The organism is Luteibacter sp. UNCMF366Tsu5.1 (genome assembly GCF_900119235.1).
GTDB classification, from domain to species: Bacteria; Pseudomonadota; Gammaproteobacteria; order Xanthomonadales; family Rhodanobacteraceae; genus Luteibacter; species Luteibacter flocculans.
The window spans coordinates 709,184-730,422 of sequence record NZ_FPIS01000002.1 but is presented as its reverse complement, the minus strand read 5'-3'; the positions used below and the strand labels follow the sequence as shown (position 1 = coordinate 730,422).

Annotated in this window: 24 protein-coding genes; 17 read left to right on the top strand and 7 right to left on the bottom strand. The window is 66.4% G+C overall.

Annotation, left to right across the window (positions count from 1 at the left end; translation table 11 throughout):
* Positions 1–40 precede the first annotated feature (40 nt).
* Positions 41–907 (top strand): SPFH domain-containing protein, encoded by an 867-nt coding sequence (locus tag BT115_RS12430; protein ID WP_072322894.1) that lies wholly within the window; start codon positions 41–43, stop codon positions 905–907.
* A 4-nt stretch (positions 908–911) separates the two neighbouring features.
* A complete protein-coding gene (locus BT115_RS12425; RefSeq protein ID WP_072322893.1) occupies positions 912–1,097 on the top strand; it encodes an Arc family DNA binding domain-containing protein in 186 nt (61 codons plus the stop codon).
* Positions 1,098–1,179: 82 nt separating this feature from the next.
* Here BT115_RS12425 and BT115_RS12420 read toward each other — a convergent pair whose 3' ends face one another.
* The gene (locus BT115_RS12420; protein WP_072322892.1) at positions 1,180–1,557 is read right to left on the bottom strand and encodes a DUF423 domain-containing protein; all 378 of its coding nucleotides are present in this window, start codon (positions 1,555–1,557) and stop codon (positions 1,180–1,182) included.
* Between the two features lie 79 nt (positions 1,558–1,636).
* Here BT115_RS12420 and BT115_RS12415 point away from each other — a divergent pair, with 79 nt between their 5' ends.
* Together BT115_RS12415 and BT115_RS12410 are read left to right on the top strand one after the other, a co-directional pair.
* Complete coding sequence (locus tag BT115_RS12415; protein WP_072322891.1) at positions 1,637–2,254, top strand: SCO family protein; 618 nt, start codon at positions 1,637–1,639, stop codon at positions 2,252–2,254.
* Positions 2,254–2,691 carry a copper chaperone PCu(A)C gene (locus BT115_RS12410; protein WP_072322890.1) on the top strand — a complete coding sequence of 146 codons (438 nt, stop codon included), beginning with the start codon at positions 2,254–2,256 and terminating at the stop codon, positions 2,689–2,691. The genes BT115_RS12415 and BT115_RS12410 overlap by 1 nt, the downstream gene beginning before the upstream one ends.
* Positions 2,692–2,740: 49 nt before the next feature.
* Here BT115_RS12410 and BT115_RS12405 read toward each other — a convergent pair whose 3' ends face one another.
* Genes BT115_RS12405 through BT115_RS12395 form a run of 3 tightly spaced genes read right to left on the bottom strand, consistent with a single transcriptional unit; the run spans position 2,741 to position 4,747 of the window.
* Positions 2,741–3,010, bottom strand: coding sequence for an acylphosphatase (locus BT115_RS12405; protein ID WP_072322889.1), 270 nt, complete (start codon positions 3,008–3,010; stop codon positions 2,741–2,743).
* Position 3,011: 1 nt separating this feature from the next.
* Positions 3,012–3,479 carry a TlpA family protein disulfide reductase gene (locus tag BT115_RS12400; RefSeq protein ID WP_072322888.1) on the bottom strand — a complete coding sequence of 156 codons (468 nt, stop codon included), beginning with the start codon at positions 3,477–3,479 and terminating at the stop codon, positions 3,012–3,014.
* Positions 3,476–4,747, bottom strand: coding sequence for a YihY family inner membrane protein (locus BT115_RS12395; RefSeq protein WP_072322887.1), 1,272 nt, complete (start codon positions 4,745–4,747; stop codon positions 3,476–3,478). The genes BT115_RS12400 and BT115_RS12395 overlap by 4 nt, the downstream gene beginning before the upstream one ends.
* Positions 4,748–4,827: 80 nt before the next feature.
* Between BT115_RS12395 and wrbA the strand changes: the two genes are divergently transcribed.
* The 4 genes from wrbA to BT115_RS12375 all read left to right on the top strand — a co-directional run bounded on the left by wrbA (position 4,828) and on the right by BT115_RS12375 (position 8,064).
* The gene (gene wrbA, locus BT115_RS12390; protein WP_072322886.1) at positions 4,828–5,430 is read left to right on the top strand and encodes an NAD(P)H:quinone oxidoreductase; all 603 of its coding nucleotides are present in this window, start codon (positions 4,828–4,830) and stop codon (positions 5,428–5,430) included.
* Positions 5,427–5,765 carry a DUF2069 domain-containing protein gene (locus BT115_RS12385; RefSeq protein ID WP_072322885.1) on the top strand — a complete coding sequence of 113 codons (339 nt, stop codon included), beginning with the start codon at positions 5,427–5,429 and terminating at the stop codon, positions 5,763–5,765. The genes wrbA and BT115_RS12385 overlap by 4 nt, the downstream gene beginning before the upstream one ends.
* A 105-nt stretch (positions 5,766–5,870) precedes the next feature.
* Positions 5,871–7,541, top strand: a complete 1,671-nt coding sequence (locus tag BT115_RS12380; protein ID WP_072323197.1) for an acyl-CoA dehydrogenase family protein — start codon at positions 5,871–5,873, stop codon at positions 7,539–7,541.
* A 37-nt stretch (positions 7,542–7,578) separates the two neighbouring features.
* Positions 7,579–8,064 carry an asparaginase domain-containing protein gene (locus BT115_RS12375; RefSeq protein WP_072322884.1) on the top strand — a complete coding sequence of 162 codons (486 nt, stop codon included), beginning with the start codon at positions 7,579–7,581 and terminating at the stop codon, positions 8,062–8,064.
* Positions 8,065–8,073: 9 nt separating this feature from the next.
* Here BT115_RS12375 and BT115_RS12370 read toward each other — a convergent pair whose 3' ends face one another.
* Entirely contained in the window at positions 8,074–9,390 is a 1,317-nt protein-coding gene (locus BT115_RS12370; protein ID WP_072322883.1) for a S8 family serine peptidase, read from the bottom strand.
* 178 nt (positions 9,391–9,568) lie between these two features.
* Positions 9,569–11,410: a M4 family metallopeptidase gene (locus BT115_RS12365; RefSeq protein ID WP_072322882.1), complete on the bottom strand. Its 1,842-nt coding sequence runs from the start codon at positions 11,408–11,410 to the stop codon at positions 9,569–9,571.
* A gap of 376 nt (positions 11,411–11,786) precedes the next feature.
* Here BT115_RS12365 and BT115_RS12360 point away from each other — a divergent pair, with 376 nt between their 5' ends.
* Positions 11,787–12,251 (top strand): DUF4279 domain-containing protein, encoded by a 465-nt coding sequence (locus BT115_RS12360; RefSeq protein ID WP_072322881.1) that lies wholly within the window; start codon positions 11,787–11,789, stop codon positions 12,249–12,251.
* Between the two features lie 131 nt (positions 12,252–12,382).
* On the opposite strand, the gene sufT is transcribed toward BT115_RS12360, so the two are convergent.
* Positions 12,383–12,940: a putative Fe-S cluster assembly protein SufT gene (sufT, locus tag BT115_RS12355; protein WP_072322880.1), complete on the bottom strand. Its 558-nt coding sequence runs from the start codon at positions 12,938–12,940 to the stop codon at positions 12,383–12,385.
* Between the two features lie 191 nt (positions 12,941–13,131).
* Here sufT and BT115_RS12350 point away from each other — a divergent pair, with 191 nt between their 5' ends.
* The 8 genes from BT115_RS12350 (at position 13,132) to dnaE (ending at position 21,210) form a co-directional block, all read left to right on the top strand.
* On the top strand, positions 13,132–13,587 hold the full coding sequence (locus tag BT115_RS12350; protein ID WP_083527435.1) for a hypothetical protein: 456 nt from the start codon (positions 13,132–13,134) through the stop codon (positions 13,585–13,587).
* 82 nt (positions 13,588–13,669) lie between these two features.
* Complete coding sequence (locus BT115_RS12345; RefSeq protein ID WP_177257407.1) at positions 13,670–14,293, top strand: RNA polymerase sigma factor; 624 nt, start codon at positions 13,670–13,672, stop codon at positions 14,291–14,293.
* The gene (locus tag BT115_RS12340) at positions 14,290–14,661 is read left to right on the top strand and encodes a hypothetical protein (protein WP_072322879.1); all 372 of its coding nucleotides are present in this window, start codon (positions 14,290–14,292) and stop codon (positions 14,659–14,661) included. The genes BT115_RS12345 and BT115_RS12340 overlap by 4 nt, the downstream gene beginning before the upstream one ends.
* Before the next feature lie 5 nt (positions 14,662–14,666).
* Positions 14,667–15,218, top strand: a complete 552-nt coding sequence (locus BT115_RS12335) for a DUF3106 domain-containing protein (protein WP_072323194.1) — start codon at positions 14,667–14,669, stop codon at positions 15,216–15,218.
* A 44-nt stretch (positions 15,219–15,262) separates the two neighbouring features.
* Positions 15,263–15,829, top strand: coding sequence for a nitroreductase family protein (locus BT115_RS12330; RefSeq protein WP_072322878.1), 567 nt, complete (start codon positions 15,263–15,265; stop codon positions 15,827–15,829).
* Positions 15,817–16,716 carry a 5'-3' exonuclease gene (locus BT115_RS12325; protein ID WP_072322877.1) on the top strand — a complete coding sequence of 300 codons (900 nt, stop codon included), beginning with the start codon at positions 15,817–15,819 and terminating at the stop codon, positions 16,714–16,716. The genes BT115_RS12330 and BT115_RS12325 overlap by 13 nt, the downstream gene beginning before the upstream one ends.
* Positions 16,717–16,974: 258 nt before the next feature.
* The gene (locus BT115_RS12320) at positions 16,975–17,559 is read left to right on the top strand and encodes an NUDIX hydrolase (protein WP_072322876.1); all 585 of its coding nucleotides are present in this window, start codon (positions 16,975–16,977) and stop codon (positions 17,557–17,559) included.
* 105 nt (positions 17,560–17,664) lie between these two features.
* Complete coding sequence (gene dnaE, locus BT115_RS12315) at positions 17,665–21,210, top strand: DNA polymerase III subunit alpha (protein WP_072322875.1); 3,546 nt, start codon at positions 17,665–17,667, stop codon at positions 21,208–21,210.
* Positions 21,211–21,239 lie beyond the last annotated feature (29 nt).

Below are 21,239 nucleotides of genomic sequence, written 5' to 3'. Positions count from 1 at the left end.
TGATATCAAATGACTCCACCAACCCAGGGGTCACATCGCCATGAACGAACGTCCCGCCGCCTCGCTGCCGGGTATTCCCACCGCCGTCGTGCTGCTTGTCCTGATCCTGCTGGCCGCGGGCGCATCGCTGTACCTGGGCACGTTTGAACGCAGTCCCTTCGCCGCCAGCGGCGTCGTGCTCATTCCGGTCGTTGCGTTTCTCATCAAGGGGTTTTTCCAGGTCCAGCCGAACCAGGGCCAGGTGATGCAGTTGTTCGGTAAATACGCCGGTACCGAACGCAGGGAAGGCCTGCGCTGGACCAACCCGTTCTACACACGGCGACCGGTCAGCCTGCGCGTGCGCAACTTCGAAAGCAGCCGGCTGAAGGTCAACGACAACGACGGCAATCCGATCGAGATCGCGGCCATTGTGGTCTGGCAGGTGGTGGACACCGCGGAAGCCGTCTTCTGCGTCGATGACTACGAGAACTTCGTGCAGATCCAAAGCGAGTCGGCGCTGCGGCAGATGGCGCAGAGCTATGCCTATGACGCTCACGACGACAGCAAGGTGTCGCTCCGCAGCCACGGCGACGAAGTGAACAATCATCTGCGTCAGGAAATCGAGGCGCGTCTGCAGAAGGCCGGTGTGCAAGTGATCGAATCGCGTATCAGCCATCTTGCTTACGCACAGGAAATCGCCCAGGCGATGCTGCAACGCCAGCAGGCGAATGCCATCGTGGCGGCGCGGGAACGCATCGTGGAAGGCGCCGTCGGCATGGTGGCCATGGCGCTGGATCAACTGCGTGCGCAAGGCGTGGTGGAACTCGACGAAGAGCGCAAGGCCGCGATGGTGTCGAATCTGCTGGTCGTACTCTGCGGCGATCGCGCCACGCAACCGGTCGTCAACGCCGGCACACTGTACAGCTGAACGCGTGGCCGAGAAAAAAGCCTACCCCTTGCGCATCAGCGCAGCCGTTCTCGATGCCATGCAGGCATGGTCCGAGGACGAGCTGCGCTCGCTCAACGCGCAGATCGAATACGTACTGCGCGACGCGCTTCGCCGCAGCGGACGCCTGAAGTCGAAGAAGGTCGATCCGGTGGACGATCCCGACGAATGACGTGCGTATCGCCAGCGATCGAGGCAAGCTTTCCTCGCCGCCATGGCGGCTCCTACAAGAGTCGCCAGCCACGGGAGCGCCTTCAGTCGCGGTTTGCCCTTAGCGCGAAGCCGAGCGCAAGCCAGCCCACAATGAATGCCACGCCGCCCAACGGCGTGACGGGTCCAAACCAGCGCGGCGCCCCGAGCGCCAGCGCATACAGGCTTCCGGAAAAGAACAGGATGCCCAACGCAAAGCCGCCTTGGGCGACCTGACGGGCACGGCTCGCGGGCAGAAGACATGTCGCCAGCAGGGCCAGCGCGTGCCAGAAATGGTATTCCACGCCCGTGTGCCACGTCGCCAGCGCAGACGCGTCCAGCGTGTTGCGCAGGGCGTGCGCACCGAAGGCGCCGAAGGCCACGGCGGTGGCGCCAGCGGCACCAACGAGCGCAGCGGTGGCGTTACTGACACGGTGTCGCATGCGCGGATTTCCTCGACAGGTGTGCCGGATCGCCGGCATGGGTGGCGTATCCTTCGCAGGATATCCCGCGGAGTGTCGCATGAAGTCATCCACCTGCCGCCGGGCCCTGCTGGGCCTGTTCGCCCTCGTCGCCATCGCCGTGCTGGGCGCCTGCCAGCGCGAGCCGCAGCCCGAATGGCGGCTCACGGACGTGTCCGGCCATCTTCCGGACCTCGACTTCCGCCTGACCGACGACAACGGCAAGCCGGTCACCGGCGCAGATTTCAAGGGCAAGGTGGTTCTGATGTACTTCGGTTACACGCATTGCCCCGACGTCTGCCCGCTGACCCTGACCCAGTTGCACGTGATACTCGATCGATTGGGTGCGCCAGCGGATCGCGTGCGCATCCTCTTTGTCAGCGTCGATCCGGCGCGTGACACACCCGCGATCATGCACGACTACGTCAATGCCTTCGACAAGCGCGCGGTCGGCTTGGTGGGTTCCAATGCCGACGTGGAGGCACTCGCGAAACGATACCGCTCCGCCTTCACCCGCGAGCCGGATCGGGGCGACGGCAACTACGAAGTGAGCCACAGCTCCGCGATTTATATCTTCGACGGCCAAGGCAAGGCGCGGCTGCTTGCGACGCCATCCGCAGCGCAAGACGATATCGTGCACGACCTGCACCTGCTCACGTCCATGGAGGCTCAGCCCTGATGTTTCGATCGCTTCTCACATGTGCGCTGCTCGCCAGCGGCACCGTATACGCCGCGGAGCCGGCGACCGTCGTCGCCAGCGACGGCTGGGTCCGCGTGCTCCCGGGCAACCTGCCGGCGGGTGGCTACGTCACGCTCCGGAATGAAACCGACCGCGCTGTGTCGATCGTGAGCGCGAGCAGCCCCGACTATGCCGACGCGATGATCCATCGCAGCAGCACGGAAGGCGGCATGGGTCGCATGGAGATGGTGGACAGCGTCCCTCTTCCGCCGAGCGGCAAGGTCACCTTTGCGCCCGGCGGCTACCACGTGATGCTGATGCAGGCAAAACACCCGGTGAAACCGGGCGATGCGGTGTCGGTGACGTTCGCGCTGTCCGATGGCAGCAAGGTGCCGGTGACGCTGACGGCACGCCCCGCGAACGCGACCGGCCCCTGATGCGGCGCGTTGCCATCGCGCGCCGGGGTCGTATCCGGCGCCCGACGATCTAGCTCACACGAAAATCGGTCGGCGCGTCGTGAACGCCGAGTTCCTCGCGGTAAAGCTCGTTCACCTCCGCCGAGGGTGGACCATCGTGCAACCATACCTCGAGTTGGTCGATCGACGTGGCGTTCCCGTACGCCACCACTTCGACACTGCCGTCGAGCAAGTTTCTCGCATGGCCCGTGAGCCCCAGCGCGAGCGCGCGTTCGCGAGTGGAAGCGCGGAAGAACACGCCCTGCACCTTGCCTCTCACCACGAATCGCACGGCATGCATGTCATTTCCCCTTGGCGATGGCCTCGTCGAGCTTCGCCGCGGTGATGGGACCGACGAAGCGCTGCGCCACATGCCCATCGGGCGCGATCAGATACGTGGTAGGCAGACCCTTGGGCGGATCGAAATCCTTCGGCGGCGCCGTGACGTCCACCTGCGCAATCGGATACGCGACAGGATGCTTGTCGAGAAACGCGACGATGTCCTTCGCGTCGGTGTCCTCGAAAGCGAGGCCGATCGCAACGACATCCTTGTGACCCTTCACATAGTTGGAGATGTCCGGCATTTCCTTGATGCACGGCACGCACCAGGTCGCCCAGTAGTTCACCACAACCCACTTGCCGCGCTGCGCGGCAAGGTCGAAGGGCTTGTTGTCCAGCGTGGTGACCTTGAGTTCGGGAGTCGCGGCCGTCGCGGCGATCGCCGGCAACGAAACGGCGAGAGCGGCGGCGGCGAGCAAGCGGCGGATCATGCGGGGGTATCCTCGGTGGGGACGGGGACCGACGGGGGTGGAAACAACCGGTCGAGGCGCGCGCCGAGCGTAGCGCCGAGCGCAGCGGCGAGATTATCCAACAAGCCGAGCAGCTCCTGGGGAAGTGCGATGCCGAGCCGCTCCACCTGTTCACGCGGATGCAGCGGAAGCCGGTACTGGGTGCAGCGGTAGACACGCAGCAGTTCGGTGGCATCGAGGCTGCGACTGAGCAGCCAGCCACCGGCTTCGCCACGCTGGATCATGTCCGCACGCTGCAGGTCGTCGAAATAACATGCGATCGCGCTGGACGGCAGGTACGGCTCGCGCAAGCGCACTGTGGCGGGATCGACGCTTTCACCCGTGCGCTGCGCGGTGACGAAGTGCTGGAGCACGACGAGCAGACCGATGAATTCGGCACCCTCGGGTAGCGCCTCGTGCGGCACGGTGTACTCGAACGCCGAGATCGACGCCGAAATGGAAGCCCCCAGGATCACGATGATCCACGACAGGTATATCCACAGCAGGAAGATCGGAATGGCCGCCAGTGCGCCGTAGATCTCCTCGTAATTGGGCGAGTTGCGGATGAACTCGGCGAAGCCCCAGCGGGCGAACTCGAAGAGGATCGCCCCAAGGAATGCGCCGATGGCCGCGTGCCGCCAGGACACGCGGCGATTCGGCACCATCGTGTACATGAGGATCAGCGTGACGAAGGTGATCACGAACGGCAGCAGGTTCAGCAGGCGACTCTGCGTGACCAGCTGATCGGCGGCCTCGTGCAGCAGCGGAAACGCGGCGATGTACGACGACAGGGCCAGCCCGCCCACCACCAGGATCGGGCCCAGGGTGAGTGCCGCCCAGTAGAGCAGCAGGCGGGAGGTCCACCCGCGCGGCTTGCGCACGCGCCAGATGCGGTTGAGCCGGTCCTCGATGCTGATCATCATCGACACGGCGCTGAACAGCATCACCAGGATCGATATGCCGGTGAGCTGGCTGGCCTTGTCGGCAAAGGCCAGCATGTATTCCTGCACCTTCATGCCCGTGGCCGGCACGAAATTCTGGAAGGCGTAGTTCGCCAGCGCGCCACGCCACTCTGCGAAAACGGGAAAGGCGGAGAGGATCGCGAAGATCGCCACAGTAAGCGGCACCAGCGATACCAGCGTGGTGTAGGAGAGTGCACCGGCCGTCTCGAAGCACTTGTCGTCGAGAAAGCGAAGCCAGGTGAAGCGCGTGAAGCTGAGCGCGCGGTCGCGATCGATGCGCAGCGGCATGTCCATCCTCGTAAGATCCCGAACGATTGGGAACGCGTGGCGGTTCTGCGAGACTAGCGCCTTCGCAAAGGCGGCCATCCATGTCCCACGACGTCCTCGTACTCTACTACAGCCGTAGCGGTCACACCGCCCAACTCGCCCGGTTCATCGCTCGCGGCGTGGAAGAAGTGCCCGGCATGCGGGCACGGCTGCGCCAGGTGCCGCCCGTGGCGCCGGTGACGGAAACGGTCATCCCGCCGGAACCGGAAGAAGGCGCGCCCTATGCATCGCGCAACGACCTCGTCGAATGCGTCGCCCTCGCCATGGGCAGCCCCACGCGCTTCGGCAACATGGCGGCGCCACTGAAACACTTCCTCGACACGACCGGAGCGGAGTGGGCATCCGGTGCGCTGGCCGGCAAGCCCGCTGCCGTGTTCACGTCCACCAGTTCGATGCATGGCGGTCAGGAAGCCACATTGCTGTCGATGGCGCTGCCCCTGCTTCACCACGGCATGCTGATCGTCGGCATTCCGTATACCGAGCCGGGCCTCAGCAGCACGACCACCGGCGGCACGCCTTACGGCGCCAGCCATCTGGCGGGCGCGCGCGGCGACCATCCCGTCAGCGAACACGAGCGCGACCTGGCGCGCGCGCTCGGTCGACGCCTCGCCGACGTCGCACGACGCCTGGGGCCCGGCGCGTGAGCCTCGCCGCGACGCGCACGCAGCGCATTGGACTGGCCGCCTGGGCGGCGCTGCTCGTATTGCAGGCACTCTGGTACGCGCTGTATCCGCCAGTGTCGATTCCGACCTGGGTCGCCCTCGCCCTCAGCGTGCCGCCGCTGCTGCTGCCATTGCTGTCGCTACCGAACGTCACGCGCGCGCTGCTCTGGGTCGGCATCCTCGCCCTGTTCTACTTCTGCCATGGCGTCTCCGAGGCATGGAGTTCCACGAGCGATCGCTGGCTGGCATGGATCGAGATCGCGCTCACGCTCCTGCTAATCGGCACGCTTGGCGTTGGCGTCCGCCGTCGGAGCTAGGGCCCGCCCAGGTTTCCGTCACCGTGGGCATGTTGCGCAGCGTATCGACGGATGCCGGACAGGCAGGCACGCTAGATGCCTGTGATCGATGCCGAGGACGCCACCATGGGTTTTGTGCAGGACGCGCCGCAATTGACGCATCCCTTTCATGCCGACCGCACCCTCAACGCGTGGCTGCGCCACACCTTGCCGCCCGAGCGCCTGGCGGCGACACGCCCGGATCTTGAAGCACTGGGCGACTACGCCCTCATGGCATGGGAGCGCCGTGGTCGCACGCCACGCAGCGAACCGATCCTCACGCAATGGGACGCCTGGGGAGCGCGCGTCGATCGGATCGCCTTGACGCCCGCCTGGGAAGAAGGACCCGGCATCACCACCCGGCACGCTGTGCTCGCAGCCGGACACGCCGACTCACCCTGGGCGCGCGTGGAAGCATTTGCGCGCGTTTACCTGTATCACGTCGCCAGCGAGTTCTATTGCTGCCCATTGGCGATGACGGACGGCGCCGCCACCGCGCTGCGCGCGTCCGGCGATGCCGCGCTCATCGAGCGTGCGCTGCCGCACTTCTTGAGCCGCGATCCGGCGACGTTCTGGCTCTCGGGTCAGTGGATGACCGAAACGCCGGGCGGCTCCGATGTGGGCCGCACGGAAACGGTGGCGCGTTGCGACGAACACGGCCAGTGGCGTCTGTATGGGCGCAAGTGGTTCAGCTCAGCGGTGGTGGGCGAAGCGGCGTTGGCGCTGGCACGACCGGAGGGCGCGGGCACCGGTACCGCAGCGCTGGCCTTGTTCTACGTGGAGACCAAGGACGAGAACGGCGCCTGGCGAGGCATCGCCATCGATCGCCTGAAAAAGAAGCTCGGCACGCACGAACTGCCCACTGCGGAGATTCATCTCGATGGCCTGCCGGCTACGCCGGTCGGCCCGCTCGATCATGGCGTTCGCCAGATCGCGCCGATGCTCAACGTGACGCGCACCTGGAACGCCGTCTGCGCCGTGGCGAGCATGGCTCGCGCCGTCGCGTTGGCGCGTGATTACGCGCTGCGTCGCGATGCCTTCGGTCGGCGTCTCATCGAGCATCCCTTGCATGCGCGCACGTTGGCCGACATGCAAGCCGACTACGAGGCGGCATTCTCATTGACCTTCTACGTCGCGGAGCTTTTGGGCCGGACGGAACGCGGCCATGCCGAGGCGCACGAAGTGGCCCTGCTCCGCCTGCTGACGCCCCTGGCAAAGCTGTGGACGGCGAAGGTATCGATCCGCGTCGTCTCCGAAGCGCTCGAATGCTTCGGCGGCGCCGGGTACATCGAAGACACCGGACTGCCGCAGTTGCTGCGCGACGCGCAGGTGTACGCGATCTGGGAGGGCACCACGAACGTCCTTTCGCTGGACATGCTGCGCGCGCTTTCGGGTGGGCTCGCACCCTTGCGTCAGGCGGTGGACGCGCTGTTGCCAGGAGACCCACCGGAACGGGCGGCCATTGTCACCGCGCTCGATGCGGCAGAATCCCTGCTCGCCGACGTCGCCGCCGACCGGGCGGCGCTGGAAGCCTCGGCGCGCGGGCTGGCCTTCACTCTGGCTCGCTGCATGGCCGCGGCGCTGCTGGCGCGCTCCGCACGATGGGGAGCCGAGGACGGCGATCCGCGCCCTGCCGCCGCGTGTCGCCGGTTCATGGCGCGAGGGCTCGACCGCCTGGCGCTGCCCGAACACGAGGACGATGCCTTGCTGGGCTCCGACGTGGCGCCCCGTCCGGGCGGCGCCGCGCGAGCGATGTAGAATGTCAACCCGTTTCGCCCGCTTCCCAGGCCAGTCCATGCAGCAACTCACCATCGTCACCACCGGCGGCACCATCGACAAGGTGTATTTCGACGACAAGTCGGACTACCAGATCGGCTCCCCGCAGATCGGCGACATCCTTCAGCAACTGGGCGTCGCGTTTCGCTTCGACGTGATTCCCATCCTGCGCAAGGACAGCCTGCACGTGACCGATGAGGATCGGGCACTGATCCGCAGCACCATCGAAGCCCAGCCCCATCGCCACGTGCTGGTCACCCACGGCACGGACACCATGGTGGAAACAGCCCGCGTGCTCGCGGGCATTCCCGGCAAGGTCATCGTGTTGACTGGCGCGCTGAATCCGGCGCGCTTCCAGGGCTCGGATGCCGTGTTCAACATTGGTTGCGCCGTCGGCGCGGTGCAGACGCTGCCCGACGGCGTGTACATCGCGATGAACGGCCTCGTCTGGCATCCCGACGCGGTTCGCAAGAACCGTGACGCGAATCGGTTCGAGGCCGTCTGAACCCCGGCCTCAGCGACTGACGCGATCCTCGACCACCGCGTCGACGGTCGCACCCGCGTCCATGAGGCCCGCCCCGCATCCCTTCGGGCAAGGGCCAGGCAGCGGCCGGGCGTTGTCCACCAGTTGCTGCCTCACGGCGTCCACGCTGATCGCCGGATCGACGGAACGCATCAGCGCCACGAGCGCCGACACCTGTGGTGCCGCCATGGACGTACCGGCGTAGTAGCCGAAGGCCGGGGTTTCCCGGTTTCGCTTGCCCAGATACAGCGTCGAAAGGATGTCGTCGGAACCGCGCTCGCGCAGTGAGCCTCCCGGCGCCGACAACGTGACCCCCGAGCCGTAGTTCGAGTACCAGGCCATGGAGCCGTCCCGCGCCAGCGCGGCCACCGTGATCACGCCCGGGCAATTTCCCGGCACGTTCAAGGAGGCGCTGGATTCGTCGTTGCCCGCCGCCACCACCACTACGGTGCCGCGCGCCATGGCCTTCTCGATGGCCACCTGCATGCTCCAGCCGCATGCGCCGATGGTACCCAGGCTGAGGTTGATGACATCCGCCCGCCGGGCCAGCGTCGGCACGCCCGGCACGTCACCGCCACTGGCCCAGACGATGGCGTCGGCCACATCGGACAGCTGCCCGCCGCAGCGCGCGAGAACGCGCACGGGAATCACCTTCGCCTCCGGTGCGAGACCGACGATGCCTGGCCGATTGCCGGCGCGTGCGGCGACGATGCCGGCCACATGGGAACCATGCCAGGTCGATTTGAGTCGCGGACGCAGACATTCGCCCGGATCGGCCCAGTCGCCTTCGTCGTTGGGATCGGGATCGCGGCCATCGCCGTCGCGCGCGTCCGCCGGATCGCTCACGAAATCGTAGCCCGGCAGAAGCTGCCCATCGAACTCCGGATGAGGCGTGATGCCGGTATCGAGCACCGCGACCACCGCCCCGGCGCCACGCGTATAACGCCATGCCACTTCCGCATCGACGCCCACCTTGGGGTCGTGCATGTACCACTGGCGCCGCCACAGCGGATCGGGGCCCGCCGTCGGCTGCAGAACCAGGTCTTCCTCGACGGCGACCACGCCCGGCGTGGCCGCGAGCGCCGACGCATCCTCGGGCGTGAGCTGGAAGAGTTCGCCGCCCGTGGCGAGTGTCCGCACATGACGTGGCGCATGCGCATCAGCCTGCGGCTGGACCGCAGCGCGCAGCGACTGCTGTACGGCAGTCGCCATCACATTGTCGGCGAAATGAACGATGTACCGGGAGGACTCGGCAACCGCGACGGGCGCGGCAAGCGATGCAAGCAACGCAGCGGGAATAAGGCGCATGGGGCGTTCCTTCGACGATGCGGCAAGCCGCGGAACGTTGACGGTAGGACGCCGCATCGAGCGCGCCTACGCGGCAGCGCCCGCCTCGACGGGTGCGCATCGTCCGTGCCGCACCCGCGAAAAGGCCCGGGCGTTACCGCCCGGGCCTCGCTTGCTCACACGTTATGCAGGTAGCGCCTTACGGGGTCCAGGTCGCCTTCAGCGACACGCCCGAGAAGCTGCTGTAGCCGCGCACCTTCACGTAGTACGTGCCGGCCTGCGGAGCCGCGAACGTGCACGACTCGTTGTTGCCGGTCTTGTACGGACGGCAGTTGTAGCTGGACGTCGTCGGAGCCGAACCGAACTTCACGTAGAGGTCGGCATCGCCGGTGCCGCCGCTGGTCGCGATGGTCAGGTTCGACGCACCGGCCGCAATTACCACCGTGTAGTTCAACTCGGTGCCCGAGCTGCCGGCGAGACCGGTCTTGGCCACGCCATTCTGCAACTGCGTGGTGCCGCCACCGCCACCACCCGAGCAGCTCACGCCCACGCCGTTGAACGCGGTGACCACATCCGCGGAGGCATATCCGAGATCGGTGGCCGCGCTTGCCACGCCGCATGCGCCGCTATTGAAGGTGGAGTTAGCGGTCCAATACAGCGCATTGGCGCGGGCGAACACCTTGAACGCCTTGACCGTATCCCAACCGGAGGTCTTGGCGAGCAGGCAGAACGCCTTGTTGTACACGCCCGAGGAGTAATGCACGTCCAGACCGTTGTAGTACTGGGACGCGTTGTCGATCGATGCGCCGTCCTGGGACGGGGTGCACATATAACGCAGGGCGTTGCCGATACCGGCACTGGTCTTGACGATGTCGGCACCGACCAGGAAGTCGTTGCTGCCACGGTCGAAGTATTCCGCCGCTTCGCCGGCGATATCCGAATAGGCTTCGTTCATGCCGCCGGACTGCCCGCTGTAGGCGAGGTTGGAGTGCTGTTCCGTGTAGCCGTGGCTGATTTCGTGCGACGTCACGTCGAGCGCCACCAGCGGATAGAACGTGCTGGCACCGTCGCCGAAGGTCATCGACGTACCGTCCCAGAAAGCGTTCTCGTAGCTGTTGCCGTAGTGCACCTTCATGATCAGCACCTGGTTCAACGGCGCCGCGCCGGTGTACGTGGTGTACATGTCATGCACCACGCCGCCGAAATGGTGAGCGTCGTTGATCGGCCCGTAGGCGCCGTTGATGGCATCACCGCTGGAGTTGAAGCAGGTGAAGCTCCACAGCGTGCCGCTGCCGGAGGTCGCCTTGTTCATGTTGTACGACTTCACGTTCTGGTTCTGCGCGGTACAGGTGTTGCCCGACTGCGTCACGCGCAGCGCCGGCTTGCCGCCCGCGCCCCAGGTGTACTGGCCGGTTTTCTGGTTGCCGCCCGGACCGGTCGCGTCCACCTCGGCGTTGGTGAGGCCTTCCCACTGCTCGATGATCTGCCCGGTGTTGGCATCGACGATCGCGGTGGGACGGGTCGGATGATCGCCGCCGACGAAGAACGAGGTGAGATACACTAGGCGGGCCGGCGCGCCATCCACGGGATAGACGTACAGGTCGGCCTTGACGTTCTCCGGCTTGGCGCCGGTGGCGCTCAACGTACGCGACTGGCGCGACAGCGCGGCGACGGCAGCAGCCTGATCGATGCGCGGTGTGACCGAAGCGAGATCGACCTGCAGGTCGGAGGTGACGACGCCATTGGCTACCAGTGCGTTGCCCTGCGCATCCTGTTCGACCGCGATGCTGCGGCCGTAAACCGGCACGCCCTTGAACGTCTGTTGCATGCGCACGGTCTGCGTGCCTTTCACAGTCGGCAACGCGTTTCTGGCGACGAAGGCGTTGTCGGCGGAAAGGCCGAGCTTCGTTGCCAATTGGCTGGCGGGTACCGCGCCAAGGTTCTGCGCACGCAGAGCCTGTTCCGTGCCGGCCATGGCGACGGATGACGCAGCGATGGCCAGCGAAGCGGCCAGTAGTTTCAAGCGAACATGACTTGCCATTACGTTCCTCCTCCGGGAATGGGCCGCACGAAGCCATTGCGGCCGTGGGGACCACATTCCGAACGATATGAATTCGCGCCGTAGCGCGATGCCCGTGTTGTCCAGCAGCCCCGTGCCCGTCCGCCTGTCACCCCCTCCTCCTGGTCCCTCGGAAAGCGGCATGGACTTCGTTTGAAAGGCGCCGTCGTATGCGTGGGCGGCGTCCACGGAACCGACCACCGGTCTCCCTGCCGAAGGTCATGGTCAACCTAGCGCAAGTTTTCGCGATCGACTACCTAGGGATTTCCCTAGGGCCCCGATCAGGCTATCCCTGAGCCTTGAAAAAACGCGATGCTACGCACGCCAAGACCTCATGAACCTGCGAAAGGGATTCCCGATGCGCGAAGCTGCCGATATCGAGTCGGACCTCCGTCACCTCACCCCCTCGGTACGCGCGGCCTTCCGCCTGACGTCGGAACGGCAGACGCTGGACCATCTCGTGGCCGACATCGGGCTGGCTGGCGCGACCACGTGGCAGAAGGGCGAGCACATCGCTCGCTCCGACTTGCAGCGCCGAACCAACGGATGGTGCTTCGAGCTGCCGTGGCAGCGCACGTACATGCTGGACGATGCGCTGACCCTGCTGCTGCGAGCCCTCGCTCCGCACCGCGACGAGATCCTCGCCGTAACGAAGGCCCTCGACCTCGATGCGCACTTCGCCCTCGAAACACGCATGTACGAAAACCACGTCCCCGCCAGCTATCTCTCACCCGCCAACGTCAAGACGATCGCCAGCTATGGTGCGTCGCTCGATGCGGGTGTGGTGCCGATGGCGCTGGATCAGAGCGAAGAGGACGCGTGAGCTGCGGGCTCTTTACGTCGGTGACCTGCGACGCGCGCGCCGATACGTAGGAGATAGCCATGCATGCTGACGCCGGCAAGCTCACGCTCGCCGTACGCTAGTTCGGATCTGCCATCGGGACGCGCGGCGGTTCAGAGCATCCCCGTCTCGAGCTTCGCCGCATCCGACATCATCGAATGGTTCCACGGCGGATCGAAGACGAGGTCGACGTCGGCTTCCATCACGGTGGGAATGATTTCGAGCTTCGTACGCACGTCGTCCACGAGGATGTCGCCCATGCCGCAACCTGGGGCGGTCAGGGTCATCTTGACGTAGACCTTGCGGCCGCCCTCGTCGCCGGTTTCCAGGCTCACGTCGTAGACGAGGCCCAGTTCCACCACGTTGATGGGAATCTCGGGGTCGAAACAGGTGCGCAGTTGCTGCCATACGAGCTTCTCGACGTCCTCGTCGGAGGCGTCGTCGGAGAGTTCGATCGGCTTTGGAGGCTCCTTGCCCAGCGCGTCGGCGTCGTTGCCGGCGATACGAAACAGGTTGCCCTCGACATAGACGGTGAAGCTGCCGCCGAGCGCCTGGGTGATGTAGCCGATCTGGCCGGCCGGGAGCGTCACCGTCTCGCCCTGCGGCACCATGACCGCCTGGCAGTCGCGCTCGAGGGTAAAGGGTTCGCTGCTGAGGCTGAAACCGCTCATTACTGTCCTGTGAAGGCCGCAACGCGGCCGCAAAGTCACCGATTATGCCCCCGCCCGTCGCGCGCGGTAAGCATCCACGGAGTCCTACGTCGGGGCAGCGCCCGTCCCGCTCAAGAGCGGGCGGCCGGTACGCCCGCTATCATGGCCGCTTTGCCCTTTGGCCCCTCCCATGCGCGACCTGGACCCAACCCGTGCCGGCTGAGCCTTTCCGTCTTCCCGGTTTCCTCTTCGGCGTGTTCTGTGCCGTGATGTTCGGCTTCGCCGTGGGCGCCGTCTGGATGGTGCCCACGATGATGTTCTCGCGCCCCCTGCCCGCCATGGTGCTGCCCGCTGGGTGGATACTCGGCACCGTGGTACGTCGCTGGCTTCGCTTCGAAGGCTGGATTGGCGCCCTGCTGGCCGCCGGATCGACGCTGATCGCCGCCATCTACGCCGCCTGTCTGGCGTCTGGGGCAACGATCGCCGGCATGATGGGCATGGGCCTGGCGCGAGCGCTGGGCAACGCGGGCCCGGCCATGCTGCTCGAGCTGGCGCGGCTGTCCCAAGGCCCGGGAGACTTCGTCCTGGCGGCCGTGGGCGCGGCACTGGCCGCCGCGGTGGCCTGGCCCCTCGCCGTACGGCGTCCCGACGGACTTCAGAAGCCGTAAATCCCTGCCCCCGGAAGATGGCGCCCAACAGGCAGTCAACCGGCGGTCGCCGACCGCGTTTACCGGAGCGTACCAACGACGTATGGAGCACGAGGATGCCAACACCGACGCCGCGGAGAGCACCGTGAACGCTGCGCTCGCGCTCGCCGGCACGTCGCTGGAGGACGTTCGCGAGGTACCGGCGAACATGGACGCCTTTCTCGCCGGCATCGAGCGGCGCGCCTGGCGCATGGCGGAAATTCACCTGGGTAACCGGGAGGACGCCCTGGACGCGGTGCAGGACGCGATGTTGCGACTCGTTCGCCACTACGGCGACAAGCCCAATGGCGAATGGACGCCGCTGTTCTGGGGCATCCTGCGGCGGCGCATCGTCGATCTGCAGCGTCGCCGCAAGGTGCGCTCGATCGTGGTGGGCTGGCTGGGCGGCGGCAAGGACGACGACGGCGACGAACTGCCGAGTTGGGAGCCCGCCGACGACGCACCCGATCCCTCGGCGCGGTTGCAGGATTCGCAGGCCTACGCAGACATCGTCGCGGCCCTGCGTAACCTGCCCACGCGCCAGCGCGAGGCCTTCATCCTGCGCATCATGGAAGGCCTGGACGTGGCGGAAACGGCCGCAGCCATGGGCTGTTCGGACGGCAGTGTGAAAACCCATCTTTCGCGCGCGATGCATGCGCTGCGCGGTCAACTGGAGGCATGGCGATGAGCCAGCACGATCAGGAATTCGAACGCCGCGCCAGGGATCTCTACCTGCGCGCCAGCCGGGACGTCGATCCGGCCATCGCCGGGCGCCTGCGCGCGGCGCGGCGTACTGCCCTGGCGAAGCCGCAGACCTCGGCCGCGCATCGGCTGCTGCTGCCGACCGGCGCCTTCGCAGTGCTGGCCCTGGCCGCGTTGATGGCGTGGCGGCCCGGCGTGGCGCCCAGCGCACCGCCGGCAGTCACCCAGATGGCCGACACCGACCCGAACGACCTGCCGCCCGACGCCGACAGCGCCGATCCGGCGCTCTACAAGGACCTCCAGTTCTATAGCTGGCTGGCCTACGCCGACACTCCCACCTCGTCCCGCAAGTGATCGCCATGCGTCGCGTACCGCTCGTTTTCGCCCTGCTGATCCTCGCCGCGGCGCCTCTGGCCGCCACGGCGCAGGACCGCCCGCCACCGCCTCCGCCGCCGGGCGAGCAGGGCCCGCTGCCGCCGCCGCGGCCATGGAGCGCCTTGTCGCCGGACGAGAAGGACATCCTCGCCCCTCTCGCGCAGGACTGGGATACCTTCCCGCCGCAGCGTCAGTCGAAGATGCTCGACAAGGCACAGCGCTGGCGCGGCCTGCCGCCTGAACGCCGCGCCGAAATCCGCGAACGCATCGAACGCTGGCAGCACATGACGCCCGAAGAACGCGCAGAGGCGCGCCGGAATCGGCAGAAATTCCAGGATCTCTCACCCGAGGAGCGGGCGAAGCTGCACGACGCGTTCGAACGCTTCCGCAACCTGCCGCCCGCGCAGCGCCAGGCGCTGAAGGAACGCTGGGAAAACCAGTCGCCCGAACAGCGCCGTGCTGCCGTGGACCATCTCGGTCCCAAGGACGCGCTGCCGCCGCCCCCGGATGATCGTCCGCCGCCGGACCGCCCCTAGGTCTTCGGGTGGGAGCCGGGAGGCCGCTCCGGTAAACTGGCGCGATGACCGATCTCGCCTTTCTCAACGCTCGCCGTTCCGTGCCCTCACGCCAACTCGGCGAGCCGGCGCCCGATGACGCCACCTTGCGTCGTCTGCTCGAAGCGGCGCTGCGCGTTCCAGACCACGGCAAGCTCACACCGTTCCGCATCCGCGTGCTGCGTGGTGAGGCCAAGCGCGCCTTTGGGCGTGCGCTCGCGCAGCGTGCCGAAGAAAACGACCCCGGGCTATCCGACGCCAAGCGCCAGAAGGAACGCCAGCGCTACGAACACGCGCCGCTCGTTCTCGTGGTCTCGGCGAAGATCGACGGCGACAGCAAGGTGCCGCCGCTGGAGCAGGATCTCACTGCCGGCTGCGTGGCCTACAACCTGCTGCTCGGCGCGCAGGCGCTCGGTTTCGGCGCGCAGTGGCTGACCGGCTGGGCCGCGTACGACCGCGAGGTCGCCAAGCTGCTCGGCATGAAGAAGAGCGAGCACGTCATCGGTTTCATCCACATCGGCACGCCGTCGATGGAGGCCCCCGAACGCGACCGCCCGTCCTACGACGAGATCGTGAGCGTGTGGACGCCGTGAGCGACGACTCGCTCGTTCACCTGGTCGACGGCAGCCTCTACGTCTTTCGCGCCTGGCACTCGATGCCGGACGAATTCCACGACCACGAAGGCGGATCGGTCAACGCCGTCCACGGCTTCACACGATTTCTCTGCGAACTGCTGGAACGCAGCCGCGCGGAGCACATGGCCGTGGCGTTCGACGCGTCGCTCACTACATCGTTTCGCAATGCGATCTATCCCGCTTACAAGGCCAACCGCGAGCTGCCGCCACCGCAACTCGTGCGCCAGTTCGCGCTGTGCCGGGAGATCGCCGCCGCTCTTGGCCTGACCGTGCTCAACGACCACCAGTACGAAGCCGACGATCTCATCGGCAGCGCGTTGTGGGGTCTGCGTTCGCATGGGTTCCGTGGCGTTATCGTTTCGGCGGACAAGGACTTCGGTCAGTTGCTCGGCGAGCGCGACGAACAATGGGATTTCGCCAAGAACGTGCGCTGGGGTGCGGCAGGCGTGTTCGAGCGGATGGGCGTGCATCCGCACCAGGTCGCCGACTATCTTGCGCTGTGCGGCGACGCCGTGGACAACATTCCGGGCGTACCCGGCATCGGTGCGAAAACCGCCGCCGCGTTGCTCGCCCACTTCGGCAGCCTCGACGCCATCCTCGATCGCGTGGACGAGGTGCCGTACCTGCGCTTCCGCGGCGCGGCGGCCTGTGCCGTGCGCCTGCGCGAGCATGCCGAGCAAGCTCTGCTGTGCCGCCGACTGACCCGCATCGCGCTCGACATCGCCGTGGCCGAGACGGCCGATGCGCTCTCCCGGCGTGCCGGCGACGCCAGCGCGGTGGACGACCTCTGCGAACGCATCCGCTTCGGGCCACTCACCCGCACGCGACTACGCGCGCTGCTCTGACCGCAAACTGTGGGAGCCTTGTGGGAGCCCTTGTGGGAGCCGCTATAGCGGCGAGAAGCCCACGAAGGGATGAAGCGGAGAGGCAGGTTCCCCTCGCCGCCATGGCGGCTCCCACAAGGTTCCAGCAAGGTTCCAACAGGGATCCAACAAGGCTCCCACAGGGTTCCCACCCAGGTTTGTCCGCCCTCCGGCGGCGCAACGTCACACAGGCGCGATACCCTTGGCCGGATACTTTGCCGTCCCGTCCAGGAGCCGCCCATGCTGAACAGCCCGCTGCCGCACGCCTCGCCCATTCCCGATGACGCCTCGGCGCCGGAAGAAACGATGTTCACCGGCAAATGGCTGGCCCTCAAGAAGCGGGGGCGCTGGGAGTACGCCGTGCGCACCAACCCGCGCGGCGCGGTCATCATTCTGGCGGTCACGCCGGAGGACAAGATCGTCTTCGTCGAGCAGTACCGCGTGTCGATTCTCGCCAACACCATCGAGATGCCGGCCGGCCTCGTCGGCGACATCAGCGGCGCCGAGGACGAAGACGTGCTGCTGGCGGCGAAACGCGAACTCGAAGAAGAAACCGGTTATACCTGCGGGCGCATGGAATTCGTGCATGAGGGCCCGTCATCGGCCGGCATGAGCACCGAGATGATCGCCTTCGCCCGCGCCTGGGATCTCACAAAGATCGGCGAAGGCGGCGGCGACGACACGGAGAACATCATCGTGCACGAGGTCCCCCGCGCCGAGGCCGGACAGTGGCTGTTCGAGCGGGCCAAGGAAGGCTTCTCTATCGACGCCAAACTATTTGCCGGGCTCTGGTTCATCGAACACCCGACCGCACACATGCGCTGAGCGCCCGCCGCGCCGCACGCCCGGTGCGGCGCCGATCGACATGTCAATTCTTGTTCTGCGCGCCGTCGGCGGGTAGCCTTCCCCCTGCCTTACCCGGCGTCGCCCATGTCCGTCCGTTTCGCCCACCTCCACCTGCACAGCGAGTATTCGCTGGTCGACTCGACCATCCGCATCAAGCAGCTGGTCGGCGCCTGCGTGCGGGCGGGCATACCCGCGGTCGCCTTGACCGACGAGAGCAACCTGTTCGGGCTGGTGAAGTTCTACAAGCAGTGCACGGCGGCAGGCATCAAGCCCATCGCCGGCTGCGACATCTGGGTGTCCAGCCCCGACGATCCGCGCCCCTGGCGGCTCACCCTGCTCTGCCAGGACCGCGACGGCTACCTCAACCTGTCGCGTCTGGTGTCCCGCGCATGGCGCGAGGGTCAGGGCACCGGCCGGGCACTGGTGGATGCCGCCTGGATGAACGCCGAAAGCGTGCGCGGCCTCATCGCCATCGCCGGCCGCGAAAGCGAGGTGGCGCGAGCGGCGCTCGGCGCCGGCCTGCCCGCGGCGCGTCTGCGCCTCGAACCGCTGCGCCGTCTTTTCCCCGATCGCCTGTACCTGGAACTGACCCGCACGGGCCGGGAGAACGAAGAACACTGGGTGCGCGCCGCCATGGCGCTCGCTGGCGAACACGCGTTGCCGGTCATTGCCAGCAACGACGTCCGCTTCCTCGAACGCGAGGGCTTCGAGGCACATGAAGCGCGCACATGCATCAACCAGGGCCGTGTGCTGGCCGACCCGAAGCGGCCGCGCGAGTACAGCGAGGAGCAGTACTTCAAGTCGCCCGAGGACATGGAGGCGCTGTTCGCCGACATCCCCGAGGCGCTGGAAAACACGGTCGAACTGGCCAAGCGCTGCAACCTGGAGCTGACCTTCGGCACCTATTACCTGCCGAACTTCCCGGTGCCCGAAGGCCACACGCTCGACACGTTCATTCGGGAACAGGCGCAGAAGGGTCTCGAGGAGCGCCTGCGCGAGCATCCGCTCGCCCCGGGCAAGACGCTGGCCGACTATCAGGCGCGTCTCGACCGCGAGGTGGACGTCATCATTCGGATGGGCTTTCCCGGCTACTTCCTGATCGTGGCGGACTTCATCAACTGGGGTAAGCAGAACGGCATTCCGGTAGGCCCCGGTCGCGGTTCGGGCGCCGGCTCGCTGGTGGCCTGGGTGCTGAAGATCACCGACCTCGATCCGCTCCAGTTCGAGCTGCTGTTCGAGCGATTCCTGAATCCCGAACGCGTGTCGATGCCCGACTTCGACATCGACTTCTGCATGGACCGGCGCGACGAGGTCATCGACTACGTGGCGCGCAAGTACGGCCGCGATCACGTCAGCCAGATCATCACCTACGGTTCGATGGCGGCGAAGGCCGTATTGCGCGACTCGGGCCGCGTGCTCGGCATGGGCTACGGTCAGGTAGACCGGCTCGCCAAGCTGATTCCGAACCGGCCGCTCGACCTCACGTTGTCCGATGCGCTGGGTCGCTCGGAAAAAGCGAAGAAAGAGCCGGACCGCGTCGTCAAGGAATTCTGCGACGTCTACGAGACCGAAGAAGAACCGCGCACGCTCATCGATCTTGCGCTCAGCCTCGAAGGCCTCACGCGCAACGCCGGCAAGCATGCGGGCGGCGTGGTCATTGCGCCCACGCCACTGACCGACTTCGCGCCGCTGTATTGCGAAGCGGGCGGCGAAGGCGTCGTCACACAGTACGACAAGGACGACGTCGAGGCCGTGGGCCTCGTCAAGTTCGACTTTCTCGGCCTGCGCACGCTCACGATCATCGATTGGGCGGTGAAGGCGATCAACAAGCGACGCGCGCAGGAAGGCGTCGAACCGCTGGTGATCGAAGCGCTGCCGCTGGACGACCCGAAGGTCTACGACCTTTTGAAAAAGGCGCAGACCGTCGCCGTGTTCCAGCTCGAATCGCGCGGCATGCAAGGCATGCTCAAGGAAGCGCAAGCCGACCGCTTCGAAGACATCATCGCGCTCGTGGCGCTGTACCGCCCCGGCCCGATGGACCTGATCCCCAGTTTCTGCGCGCGCAAGCACGGCAAGGAGGCGGTGGAATATCCCGATCCCCGCGTCGAGCCCATCCTGAAAGAGACCTACGGCATCATGGTCTATCAGGAACAGGTGATGCAGATGGCACAGATCGTCGGCGGCTATACGCTCGGCGGCGCCGACCTGCTGCGCCGTGCAATGGGCAAGAAGAAGCCCGAGGAGATGATCAAGCATCGCGCCACCTTCCGCGAAGGTGCCGCGAAGGATGGCATCGACGGCGAGAAGGCCGACGCGATCTTCGACCTCATGGAGAAGTTCGCGGGCTACGGCTTCAACAAGTCGCACGCCGCCGCGTACGCGCTCGTCTCGTATCAGACCGCTTGGCTCAAGGCGCACTACCCGGCCGAGTTCATGGCCGCGACGATCTCGTCGGACATGGACAACACCGAGAAGGTGGTCACCTTCCTCGACGAAACGCGTGCCATCGGCATCAAGGTGCTACCGCCGGACGTCAACGCATCCGAGTGGATGTTCGAGGCGGTGGAGCCAAAGGTCGTGCGCTACGGCCTCGGCGCCATCAAGGGCGTGGGCCAGGGCATCTGCGAAGAGATCGTCGCCGAGCGCAAGGCGCGCGGACCGTTCCGCGGCTTGGTCGATTTCTGCCAGCGTGTCGGCTCGAACAAGCTCAACAAGCGGACCATGGAAGCGCTGGTGCACTCGGGCGCGCTGGACGCGCTTGGCGTCAACCGCGCCACGCTGCTCATGCACATCCCCGAAGCCATGCGCGCGGCCGACCAGGAAGCGAAGAACCGCGCGTCGGGCCAGGTCGACATCTTCGGCAATGCGTTCGGTGCGGCCGAGGCCCCCAGCATTATCGAACTGTCGGGTTCCGTACCCGAATGGCCGCTGGAACAACTGCTGCAGGGCGAGCACGACACACTCGGCCACTATCTGTCGGGCCATCCGACCGATCCCTGGAAGGCGGAGCTTGCGCAGTTGTCGAGCTGTCCGATCGGCGAAATTCCGCAACGCTATCAGCCGCCCAAGCCGCGGCGCAGCGACGATGACGACAACGCAAGCCGTTTCCGGCGTGCCCCCGAGACGCCGTGGACCGTGGCCGGCATGGTCGTGGGCATGCGCAAGCGCGGAGACAGCGATGCCTTCGTGCAGATCGAGGACGCGACAGGCCTGCTGGAAACCAGCTTCTTCCGTGAGGTGTTCACAGAAGCGGCGCCGTTGCTCACGCGCGGCAACCTCATCGTCGTAGAGGGCGGCCTGCGGATCGACGATTTCGCCGGTGGTTATCAACTGCGTGCGCGCAAGGCGTACTCGTTGTCCGACGCGATGGAACACTTCGGTCGGCTACTGACGGTGAAGCTCAACGGCGTGGGTGCCGATTTTCCGCAACACTTGCGTCAGGCGCTGATGGGCTATCGCGGTGGACGCACACCACTGCTGCTGGCGGGATACCGCAATGGCGTCGGCCAGGCCAGCTTCGAACTGGGCGACGCGTGGCGGGTTCGCGCCCTGCCTGATCTCGTGCGCACCCTGCGCACGCTGCCCGGCGTACTCGGTACCGAATTGCGGATCGTGCGGCCATCCGATTGAGTGTCGCCGCCCGCACCGCGGGCAGCGAC

Excerpts from the sequence above, each read along its gene's own strand:
- BT115_RS12430 (WP_072322894.1), top strand. The coding sequence starts at position 41 with ATGAACGAACGTCCCGCCGCCTCGCTGCCGGGTATTCCCACCGCCGTC.
- BT115_RS12420 (WP_072322892.1), bottom strand. The coding sequence starts at position 1,557 with ATGCGACACCGTGTCAGTAACGCCACCGCTGCGCTCGTTGGTGCCGCT.
- BT115_RS12415 (WP_072322891.1), top strand. The coding sequence starts at position 1,637 with ATGAAGTCATCCACCTGCCGCCGGGCCCTGCTGGGCCTGTTCGCCCTC.
- BT115_RS12410 (WP_072322890.1), top strand. The coding sequence starts at position 2,254 with ATGTTTCGATCGCTTCTCACATGTGCGCTGCTCGCCAGCGGCACCGTA.
- BT115_RS12405 (WP_072322889.1), bottom strand. The coding sequence starts at position 3,010 with ATGCATGCCGTGCGATTCGTGGTGAGAGGCAAGGTGCAGGGCGTGTTC.
- BT115_RS12400 (WP_072322888.1), bottom strand. The coding sequence starts at position 3,479 with ATGATCCGCCGCTTGCTCGCCGCCGCCGCTCTCGCCGTTTCGTTGCCG.
- BT115_RS12395 (WP_072322887.1), bottom strand. The coding sequence starts at position 4,747 with ATGCCGCTGCGCATCGATCGCGACCGCGCGCTCAGCTTCACGCGCTTC.
- wrbA (WP_072322886.1), top strand. The coding sequence starts at position 4,828 with ATGTCCCACGACGTCCTCGTACTCTACTACAGCCGTAGCGGTCACACC.
- BT115_RS12380 (WP_072323197.1), top strand. The coding sequence starts at position 5,871 with ATGGGTTTTGTGCAGGACGCGCCGCAATTGACGCATCCCTTTCATGCC.
- BT115_RS12375 (WP_072322884.1), top strand. The coding sequence starts at position 7,579 with ATGCAGCAACTCACCATCGTCACCACCGGCGGCACCATCGACAAGGTG.
- BT115_RS12370 (WP_072322883.1), bottom strand. The coding sequence starts at position 9,390 with ATGCGCCTTATTCCCGCTGCGTTGCTTGCATCGCTTGCCGCGCCCGTC.
- BT115_RS12365 (WP_072322882.1), bottom strand. The coding sequence starts at position 11,410 with ATGGCAAGTCATGTTCGCTTGAAACTACTGGCCGCTTCGCTGGCCATC.
- BT115_RS12360 (WP_072322881.1), top strand. The coding sequence starts at position 11,787 with ATGCGCGAAGCTGCCGATATCGAGTCGGACCTCCGTCACCTCACCCCC.
- sufT (WP_072322880.1), bottom strand. The coding sequence starts at position 12,940 with ATGAGCGGTTTCAGCCTCAGCAGCGAACCCTTTACCCTCGAGCGCGAC.
- BT115_RS12345 (WP_177257407.1), top strand. The coding sequence starts at position 13,670 with ATGGAGCACGAGGATGCCAACACCGACGCCGCGGAGAGCACCGTGAAC.
- BT115_RS12340 (WP_072322879.1), top strand. The coding sequence starts at position 14,290 with ATGAGCCAGCACGATCAGGAATTCGAACGCCGCGCCAGGGATCTCTAC.
- BT115_RS12335 (WP_072323194.1), top strand. The coding sequence starts at position 14,667 with ATGCGTCGCGTACCGCTCGTTTTCGCCCTGCTGATCCTCGCCGCGGCG.
- BT115_RS12330 (WP_072322878.1), top strand. The coding sequence starts at position 15,263 with ATGACCGATCTCGCCTTTCTCAACGCTCGCCGTTCCGTGCCCTCACGC.
- BT115_RS12320 (WP_072322876.1), top strand. The coding sequence starts at position 16,975 with ATGCTGAACAGCCCGCTGCCGCACGCCTCGCCCATTCCCGATGACGCC.
- dnaE (WP_072322875.1), top strand. The coding sequence starts at position 17,665 with ATGTCCGTCCGTTTCGCCCACCTCCACCTGCACAGCGAGTATTCGCTG.